7 protein-coding genes and 1 pseudogene are annotated in these 7,591 nt (G+C 44.2%); 3 read left to right on the forward strand and 5 right to left on the reverse strand.

The features are described 5' to 3' along the window. Positions 1-717 precede the first annotated feature (717 nt). Complete coding sequence (locus tag H6G48_RS11225) at positions 718-2,118, forward strand: ankyrin repeat domain-containing protein (protein WP_341275496.1); 1,401 nt, start codon at positions 718-720, stop codon at positions 2,116-2,118. A gap of 37 nt (positions 2,119-2,155) precedes the next feature. Here H6G48_RS11225 and H6G48_RS11230 read toward each other — a convergent pair whose 3' ends face one another. From H6G48_RS11230 to H6G48_RS11240, 3 genes are all read right to left on the reverse strand, one after another. Next, complete coding sequence (locus tag H6G48_RS11230) at positions 2,156-2,881, reverse strand: Stp1/IreP family PP2C-type Ser/Thr phosphatase (protein ID WP_190721745.1); 726 nt, start codon at positions 2,879-2,881, stop codon at positions 2,156-2,158. 44 nt (positions 2,882-2,925) lie between these two features. Further along, entirely contained in the window at positions 2,926-4,614 is a 1,689-nt protein-coding gene (locus tag H6G48_RS11235) for an ABC1 kinase family protein (protein WP_190721752.1), read from the reverse strand. A 90-nt stretch (positions 4,615-4,704) separates the two neighbouring features. Next, positions 4,705-5,010: a DUF6825 family protein gene (locus H6G48_RS11240; protein ID WP_190721747.1), complete on the reverse strand. Its 306-nt coding sequence runs from the start codon at positions 5,008-5,010 to the stop codon at positions 4,705-4,707. 272 nt (positions 5,011-5,282) lie between these two features. Between H6G48_RS11240 and H6G48_RS11245 the strand changes: the two genes are divergently transcribed. Further along, the gene (locus tag H6G48_RS11245; RefSeq protein WP_190721749.1) at positions 5,283-6,506 is read left to right on the forward strand and encodes an ABC transporter substrate-binding protein; all 1,224 of its coding nucleotides are present in this window, start codon (positions 5,283-5,285) and stop codon (positions 6,504-6,506) included. Positions 6,507-6,832: 326 nt separating this feature from the next. Here H6G48_RS11245 and H6G48_RS11250 read toward each other — a convergent pair whose 3' ends face one another. Continuing rightward, positions 6,833-7,090, reverse strand: a complete 258-nt coding sequence (locus H6G48_RS11250; protein WP_190721750.1) for a Txe/YoeB family addiction module toxin — start codon at positions 7,088-7,090, stop codon at positions 6,833-6,835. Next, positions 7,087-7,269, reverse strand: coding sequence for a hypothetical protein (locus tag H6G48_RS11255; protein WP_190721751.1), 183 nt, complete (start codon positions 7,267-7,269; stop codon positions 7,087-7,089). The genes H6G48_RS11250 and H6G48_RS11255 overlap by 4 nt, the downstream gene beginning before the upstream one ends. A gap of 170 nt (positions 7,270-7,439) precedes the next feature. Here H6G48_RS11255 and H6G48_RS11260 point away from each other — a divergent pair. Then, positions 7,440-7,591: pseudogene (locus H6G48_RS11260) on the forward strand (ISKra4 family transposase); the annotation flags it as partial.

A 7,591-nucleotide genomic window follows, 5' to 3' on the forward strand; every position in this document is an offset into this window, starting at 1 on the left:
CAGTGTTTGACCAATTAACCACAGCTAAAGCCAATCACATAGAACTTCTTGAAACAGATTTAAAAGCAGGATTTAGGAAAGTTAGAGAAAATTTAGAAGTTCTAGAGAAGGCTGCTCAAAATCCGACTACGGCGAATGTAAGAAACTTTAACAAGAGATGATTAGGGGTCAAATCTAAACTAGAAAGATTACAACGAAAGAAACAGGAACTTTCTGATTTAAAGGAAACAGACAGACTTCACATTTGTTGGGGGTCAAAGAAGTTATTTAAGGCTCAATATCATCTAGAAATCAATGGCTATGCTAATCATGAAGAATGGTTAGAAGATTGGAGACTTCATAGAGGAGGCAATTTTTATAGTATCGGTCAAGGGTCAGTGGATGGCAATAATCCGGTCACGAAAATTGATCATCAAGCGGAGCGAACTGTTCCGAGGGAACCTCGGAACCAGCACGCGCACCAAGAAGAAGATGATATTTTCACTGTTACTATTACAGTTCCTCGTTGTTATTGGGACTTAGACAAAAAACAAATCGAGAAAAGCCTCAACTCCAATCCCCGCTTGGGATTTACTTTGAGAAGCCCAAAATCGCTGAAACCCAGATAGATCAAGGAAAATCATAAATCGAGGTTAACCCTTTGTCCCGTAATGGTTTGAGCCTTTTTTGCTGACCGAAAACGCCTAAGTCCCACTAGAAAGATCGATAATAGAAAAAATACTTTCTGCCGATCGGTCACTGTTAATGGCTTCTAATTGGGATATCTTGTTAATACAAGCGGCGCGCCAGGGCAATCTGGCGCGGGTTCAAGCTTTACTGAGTCAGGGGGCAAATGTCAACGCCACTGATGTGCAAAATACTACGGCTTTAATCTATGCCGTGCAGGGGGGTCATCGGGAAATTGTGGCAATTTTGCGAGAATTTGGGGCTGATATCAACAAAAGTAAACAACCTCAAGGTTTAAGCCCTCTCATGTTAGCGGCTGCCCTCAATCACAGTCAAATCCTCCCTCAACTAATCGCTGCCGGTGCTAATGTCAATCAGGTTAATCAAGATGGTACACCAGCACTAATGATTGCCGCTTATAAGGGGCATACAGCGATCGCAGAACAGTTATTAATCGCCGGCGCTCGGGTCAATATGCGCGATCGGGATGGAGATACGGCTTTATCTGTAGCGATCAAACAAAATTACGCCGCCATCGTCCGTTTACTGCTCGATAGTGGTGTAGATGAAGAAATCCGTCAACAAGCTTGGTTACAGGCTCTCGTCGCTAATTGCCCAGAAATCCTCGAATTGTTTATTACCCGTGGTATGCCCCTCGATGCTCCCACTTTATCCGGGGAAACTCCCCTAATTTTGGCTGTAGAGAGGGGAAATCTCGGCAGCGGGCAAACTTTACTGCAAGCGGGAGCAAATCCAAACATCAGCACGGAGGAGGGAGAAACTGCCCTCATGATCGCCGCTGCCGAGGGATATTTCGATATTGTCCGACTTTTACTGGCTAAGGGGGCTAGTATTGACAATCAAAATCAGGCGGGAGAAACGGCCCTGCATCTAGCGACGATCGAAGGACATCTAGAGATCGTCCAGGCCCTACTACAAGCCGGCGCTTTTGTCAATCACCGCAACCATTTTGGTGATACACCCCTGATCATCGCCACGATGCAAGGATACGAAGCGATCGTTTTAGAATTGTTAAAACAGGGGGCGGAGCCTAACCTAACTCAGCAGGGAGAAACACCGTTAACTTTAGCTCTACAGCGCAAATTTACGAAAATCTGTCGTTATCTCCTCGACTACGGGGCTAATCCCAACGCCGTTTATCCCGATGGCAAAACTGTCCTCATGAAAGCTTGTGAGGGCAATAATAGTCAACTGGTGCGCCGGTTAATCGATATCGGTGCTGATGTCAATAAACTCGATTTTAGCGGCGCTTCCCCTTTAATGTGGGCGAGTTATCACGGTTGTCTCGACACGGTTAAAGTTTTGTTAGACGGGGGAAAAGTGCACTTAAATCAGAAAAATCAAGGGGGAATGACCGCTTTAATGTTAGCTAAATTTAATCACCATCACGCGATCGTTTCTTTATTAAAACAAGCAGGAGCGATCGAGTAGGAGTGGAAGTTTGGCGAGCGCTGATCGCTATTTCCTCTCAATTTTGTGTTACCATGACCACGGTGATATTATCAGAACCGCCGGCTTTTTTGGCCGCTGCCACTAAATTCTCGACAATTTCCTGACAATCGGCACCAGTTTGCAAATAATCGCTAATTTCCTCGTCGGACACTTCTTCCGTCAAACCATCACTACAGAGAATTAAACTATCGCCGGACTGCACATCGAGGGGAGATACCGTCACTGGGGGCAAATCGCGACGACCGAGACATTGAAATAAAATGTGTCGCCAAGGGTGGTTTTTCCCATCTTCTTCGGACAGATCGCCCATTTTTATCGCCCTAGCTATCCAAGTATGATCCTCCGTCACCTGTTCTAATTTTTGCTCACGAAAGCGATAGAGACGGGAATCACCAATATGGGTGTACCAAGAGCCATCATCTCGGAAGATAGCCATGACTAGGGTTGTCCCCATGTCCTGTCTTTCGGGATTTTTCAGTTGATCTTCAATAATCTTCTCGTTAGCGACGGTAATTGCCTCCTGTAGCAATTCTCCAGCAGTCAGGGGCGAATTCCAGTGTTCTTCTAGATGAGCTTGGATAGTTTCAGTGGCGATTTGACTAGCTTCCTGGCCCCCCGCATGACCTCCCATACCATCAGCAACGATAAAAAAGCGCCGCTCGGGGTCGATATAATAACTATCCTGATTAACCGATCGCACTACACCAGGATCGGTCATTCCCCCAAAAGAAAGATTGTTCATGGAAATTTCTGCTGCTAACACAATATTTATTATCCCGCGATCGATTACATCATACGATCCTGACGTTCAATTTTTCGCCAAAGTCTCAAGAGGGCTATCCCTGGAAGCAGGGAAATCGCCATCGGCACTAAAGTTAACCAACCAAAACCACTGACAAATAGAAGCGTCGCTGAGATAAGCAAAGCACTTATGAGTAAAGTATAGTTGGTTCCCATTTGAATCATACCCAATCGCCGTAAAAGTCGATCGGATTCGCTGGAACGTACCCGGACACGGATATCACCCCGTTCTAATTTTTCGATCGTATCATCGATGCGTCGGGGTAAACTCAGGGCGGTGCTGCTCACTTGGGCCGCTTGTCGTCCTAACTCATCGAGGATATTACTGCCATTATTTCCTGTCATATCATGTACTAATTGCAGGGCAAAAGGTTGGGCCACTTCCATAAAGTTAAATTGAGGATCGAGTCCTTTGCCTACCCCTTCCAGGGTAGAAAATGCTCGCATGACGAAGGTGAAGGTAGCAGGAAAGCGAAAAGGCTGATCGTAGGCGATTTCATAGAGATCATCACTGATAGAGGCTACGGATTGCTCCTCAAAGGGTTTATCCATGAAGTTATCGAGCATATACTGGATCGATCGCCGCACTGCTCCCATATCACCATTAGCAGTTAATGCTCCTAAATCTACCAGAGAAGTGACCACGCGATCGGCATCTTTTTGGGCAATTCCCAAGAGAGTCTGCATTAATTTTTCGCGCACGTTGGTTTTAATTTGTCCCATCATGCCGAAATCGTAGAAAATTAAGGAGCCATCACTATCAACGGCGATATTGCCGGGGTGAGGATCCGCGTGAAAAAAGCCGTTATTGAGTAGTTGAATTAGATAGGCTTTTGCCCCTAGTTTAGCCAACAATTTGCGATCGAGTCCTGCCGCTTCTAGGGCCTCATAATGACTGATTTTGATGCCGGGGAGGTATTCTAGGGTTAAAACCCGGGGAGAGGTGTAGCGCCAATAGACTTTTGGTACTTTGACCCAATCTTCCCCGCGAAAATTACGGCGAAAAGTGTCAGCGTTACGACCTTCATTGAGATAATCGGTTTCTTCCCAGAGAATTTTACAGCATTCTTCATAAATACCCGTCCAATCGCGACCTTTACCCCATTTAGGATGATTTTGGAAGTATTGGGCGATTTTTTTCAGGATGGCCAGATCGATACTAAATAATTTTTTCAATCCGGGCCGTTGGACTTTGACCACCACATCTTCCCCGGTGTTCAGTTGGGCCCGGTGAACTTGCCCTAAACTAGCGGCTGCTAGGGGGATGGGATCGAAGCTTTTAAAGAGTTTATGCAGGGGTTTACCGAGGGATACCTCGATAATTTTGCTGGCCTGTTCGTAGGTAAATGCGGGAACCTGATCCTGTAGTTTCGAGAGTTCTTCCACATATTCGAGGGGAAAAAGATCGGCCCGGGTGGAGAACAGTTGACCGACTTTAATAAAAGTCGGTCCCAATTCTAGCATGGTTTCCCGAATCCAAGCGGCCTGTTTTCTGCGTCTGCCGGCGAGTTTTTCTTGGCTATAGCCGCCGTTATAGCTCCATTTTTTACCGTTGAGCCAGAATTGATAAAGTACAGTCAGAACGAATCGCCAAATATCTAGACGACGACGATTGATGGAATAGTTTTCTCGATTCCAACGATAGCTATTTTTGGCGACTTGGAGGGCCGGCATTGCTGGGTTTAACTCTGGGGTAACGGGGACGGGTAGAAGGGCTGACACGCAGTTTTTGGGGCTTTAAAGCGACTAAAAGAGGTTTTTTGGTTAATTTCGGTAGTTTTTTAGTTCCGAGCGCAATTGGGCGATTTCGGCCCGCATTTCGTCGATGTTTTCCTGCACATCGGCACTGGAGGAACCACTGGAGTCTGTACCAGTATATACTCCCTTTTCCATGGCTTGATCGGCTCTCATTTGCACTTCTTCGACGAATTGCCGCAGGTTTTCCCGTTGTTCGGCATCAAATTTGCCTAATTCGCTTAAAGCGTTGGTAAACGCATCTTCTAGCTGTTCACCGATCACTTCAGCGATCGCTCGTCCGAGGAAAAAGGCGTGAATAACGGGGTTAGTCATAATCTTAAATGGATGTTTTCGCTTCGGGGTTTGTGGACGGGAAAGGCGATAATAGATTCCCTAACTACTAGGTTAGGCGACAGAACCAGAAAAGGCAAATCGTTTTTCTGAAAACGGAGGTGAGACGGGGAGGTTAATCGACAAAATTAGAGGAAAGAAAGGGCGCTAAGGGAGCAGAATCCGGTCCGATTGCGTCGAGAATTATCGCTGAAATCAACCCGATTAGCGAAATAATAGTGTCATCAACAATATCATCCTCCTGGAGAGTTAAGATGCTCAGAAAACGTTTATTAATCCCCTTAATACTATCCCTAGTCACTTTTGGTCTAGTGGTGGCCTGTAATTCCGGCACTCCCACCGGTCAAACTAACCCCAGTCCCGCAGAAAACGCCGCCACTGCTGCTATTCCCATCGGTGCAGCTTTAGCTCAAACCAGCAATCTCGCCCTATTGGGACAGGAACAGGTGATCGGTGTCAAGATGGCTGAAACATATTTTAATAAAAAGGGCGGAGTCAATGGAACACCGATTAAAGTTATTATCCAGGATGTGGCCGGGGATGAACCGGGAGCGATCAACGCCATTAATACCCTAATCACTCAAGATAAGGTGGTGGGTATTCTTGGTCCCTCCCTTTCCCAGCAAGCTTTTGCCGCTAGTCCGATCGCCGATCGAGCCAAAGTTCCCATTCTCGGTCCGTCTAACACGGCTAAAGGTATCCCCCAGATCGGTGAATATGTGGGTAGGGTGTCTGCTCCTGTGGCTGTGGTCGCTCCCAATGCGGTTAAAACCGCTTTAAAAATCGATCCCAAGATTAAAAAAGTGGCTGTCTTTTTTGCCCAAAATGATGCTTTTAGTAAATCGGAAACGGAAACTTTTCAAGAAACCCTAAAGAGTTTAAATCTTGATATTGTCACCGTGCAGAAATTCCAAACCACCGATACAGATTTTCAAAACCAAGCCACCGCCGCTATTAATATTAAACCGGATTTAGTGGTTATTTCTGGTTTGGTTGCTGACGGGGGCAATTTGGTCAAACAGTTGCGACAATTAGGCTATCAAGGGTTAATTATTGGTGGCAACGGTTTAAATACCTCTAATATTTTCCCGGTTTGTCAAGCTCAATGTGATGGCATTATCATTGCTCAAGCTTATAACCCGGAATTAGATAATCCTATTAATCGGGATTTTGTCGCCGCTTATACAGCAGAAAATAAAAAAGCACCGCCCCAATTTACCGCTCAAGCTTTTACGGGAATTCAAGTTTTTGTCGAGGCCTTAAAACGGGTAGATGATAAAAATAAACTCAGTACACTTTCCCTCGAACAAATTCGCCAACAATTAAATCAGGAAATTTTAGCGGGTAAGTATGTCACTGTCTTGGGAGATATTGCTTTTACTCCCGAAGGAGAAATCATTCAGGATAAATTCTCCGTGGCACAAATTAAAATGGATGCCGATGGTAAAAATGGTAAATTTACTTTTGTGAAAAATTAATAAGTAAGTGGTTCTTCTCGTTTCTACCTCGTTGCAAGGGTCTCCCTTGCAACGCATTTCCAGAGGTTCTAGCTCTTGTGTAATACTAAATCCTGTTTAAAGTGTTCAAGAGTGTTAAAGTCGAGTCCAAAATCAACATAATCCTGTTTTGACTTGCAATGTTCTATTCAATTAATTTCTCTAGGGATAGGACAGTATTCGATGGTGGTGTTGGACAAGAATAAAAGAAAAATGTAGGTTGGTTTTCCCTTTCTTGAGAAATTCTTCTTAAGTTTTCGTTTACCCTAATTCTTGCTCTCAGCTAGTTCTGGAATTTCTGGCGATTATTAGTAGTGAAATTTACAGGAAACAATCACAATTTCTTGATCAGACACGCTATAAACTAGGGGATGTTCTTTTGTAATGCGTCGTGACCACAATCCTGATAGTTCATGTTTTAATGCTTCTGGTTTTCCTAATCCAGAAAAAGGCTCTCCTTGAACATCTTTAATCAGGCTGACAATTTTAGCGTCAACTTTTTTGTCTGCGAGCGCCCATTGATTAAACTCATCAAAACTTCGGGTTAGAAAGGCGACTTTCCTCATAAGTTAGCAGCATCTACATAAATATAACTATCAGGATTTTTCAGAGATTCTATTGCCTCTTGGAGATGTTGACGGTTAGCTTCTGTGGAAAGCAGATAGTCGGTTTCATCCATTTCAGCAGCTTCTTTAATCAATAAAATCGCTTCGACAACTGTTCCTTCTGGTAAGTCGAGGGACAAGAAGGGAGCATCTCACTTGTGCAATGAGTATTAATGCTTATAGCAGTCAAAAACTAGAAAATCTTGAACCTGATCACAAAGAGAAATGAGATTATAATAGTTATAACTTACGATTCAGAATATATCTCGATGGGAGGAACAGTCCAATGTGATCAGAAAATGAAAAAAGAATTAAAGAGTTATGTCAAGAGTTAGGGCAATGTCTTTAGGAACAATCCCAAGTTGAGAAATTTAATAACTTGGCAGAGATAGAAGAGACTGTTAGAGATTTAATGATTCAGTATGTCAACCCAGAAATCGGTATTTTTTTGTCAAAACAAGC

The organism is Microcystis flos-aquae FACHB-1344 (genome assembly GCF_014698375.1).
Classification (GTDB): domain Bacteria; phylum Cyanobacteriota; class Cyanobacteriia; order Cyanobacteriales; family Microcystaceae; genus Microcystis; species Microcystis aeruginosa.